The sequence below is a fragment of the Halomonas sp. PBN3 genome, from assembly GCF_000475415.1.
GTDB classification, from domain to species: Bacteria; Pseudomonadota; Gammaproteobacteria; order Pseudomonadales; family Halomonadaceae; genus Halomonas; species Halomonas shengliensis.
Window position 1 is genome coordinate 1 of the sequence record NZ_AXCA01000117.1, and the last position, 1610, is coordinate 1610.

The window sequence follows — 1610 nt, forward strand, 5'->3', positions numbered from 1 at the left end:
TTGCCGGGGGATACTTACTCGGGCTCCCACAGTAGCTGCCCTTGTACCACCGCGATCGCTGATAAATCGGGCTCCCACTATATCGGGCTTCCCAAAATAGTGTTGTCTCTATCTGCGATAGCCCTGGGGCCGGGTGGCGAAGCGGGCGCATGTTGACGTTGAATTGCACCGGTCAGCCGACCCAGCGAGTATTCTCTGCCATGATGCATGCTCGAACTCCAAGGAGAACTCCCCGATGAGCGATACCGCCCTGATGATCGTCGACCTGCAGAACGACTACTTCCCCGACGGCAAGTGGCCTCTGGTGGGCATCGAACCGGCTGCCGAGCAGGCCGCTGCCGTGCTCGGGCACTTCCGCGAGCGCTCGCTGCCGGTCGTGCATATCCGCCACGAGTTTCCCTCCGCCGAGGCGCCCTTCTTTGCGCCGGGCAGTGAGGGGGCGCGCATTCACGCCACCATGGCGCCGCGGGAATCGGGCAACGAATCGGTGGTCCTCAAGCACAGCGTCAACGCCTTCCTCGGTACCGACCTGCACGAGCACCTGCAGGCGCAGGGCATCGAGAAGCTGGTGGTGGTGGGCGCCATGAGCCATATGTGCATCGACGCCGCCACCCGTGCCGCCTCGGATCTCGGTTACCAGGTCACGGTGCTGCAGGATGCCTGCGCCACCCACGACCAGACGTTCAACGGCGAGACGGTGCCGGCGGCCCAGGTGCATGCGTCCTTCATGGCCGGACTGGCGTTCGCCTACGCCGAGGTCACCGACACCGCGGAGTGGATTAAGCAGCACTCATAGCCTTGCCTGGGGGGCGTAATCCACCATCATGGGGGATAATTCTTCCAACTTCCGCTTTCCAGGAGTGACCATGCGTATCAATGCGGACTTCACCCGGCGTGCCGTCGTCACGCCGGAGCAGCACGAGTGGGTGGCTTCGCCCCAGGGCGGTGTCGAGCGGGTGATGCTCGACCGGGTGGGGGCCGAGAAGGCCCGCGCCACCAGCCTGGTGCGCTACGCCCAGGGATCCCACTTCCCGCCCCACGAGCACCCCGGAGGGGAGGAGATCCTGGTGCTCTCCGGCACCTTCTCCGACGAGAGCGGTGACTTCCCGGCAGGCTGGTATGTGCGCAACCCGCCGGGCTCCGCGCATCGACCCTCCAGCGAGCCGGGCGCCACCATCTTCGTCAAACTGTGGCAGATGCCGCCGAAGGACGACCATCACGTCCGCGTCGACACAAACGACCCCGCCGCCTGGCATCGCCGGGGGGAGGGGCGCGAGACCTGCCCGCTGTTCGAGTCCGCCGCCGAGCGGGTCTGCCTGGAGCGCCTGGCGGCGGGGCAGGCGCTACCGCTCGAGGCGACCCGGGGCGTAGAGCTGCTGGTGCTGGAAGGCGAGCTCAGCCTCGACGGCGAGGCTCCGGGCCAGACCCTCAGCAAGGGGAGCTGGCTGCGCCTGCCCGTCGGCGACACGCCGCGCCTTCTCGCCGGGGCGGACGGCGTCACCTGCTATCTCAAGCGGGATCATCTGGCGCCCTTGACTGTCGATGCCTGATTGAAGAAGGGCCGCCCCTTTCGGGGCGGCCCTTCTGCACTTGTGCGCCAGGCATGGCGC

General features: G+C 67.0%; 2 protein-coding genes. Both read left to right on the forward strand.

What is annotated here, in order from left to right:
• Positions 1-235: 235 nt before the first annotated feature.
• Positions 236-796, forward strand: coding sequence for a cysteine hydrolase family protein (locus Q673_RS24420; protein ID WP_023005296.1), 561 nt, complete (start codon positions 236-238; stop codon positions 794-796).
• Between the two features lie 70 nt (positions 797-866).
• The gene (locus Q673_RS24425) at positions 867-1550 is read left to right on the forward strand and encodes a cupin domain-containing protein (RefSeq protein ID WP_023005297.1); all 684 of its coding nucleotides are present in this window, start codon (positions 867-869) and stop codon (positions 1548-1550) included.
• Positions 1551-1610: the final 60 nt, after the last annotated feature.

Coding starts and splice junctions, on each gene's coding strand:
- Q673_RS24420 (WP_023005296.1), top strand. CDS start 236: ATGAGCGATACCGCCCTGATGATCGTCGACCTGCAGAACGACTACTTC.
- Q673_RS24425 (WP_023005297.1), top strand. CDS start 867: ATGCGTATCAATGCGGACTTCACCCGGCGTGCCGTCGTCACGCCGGAG.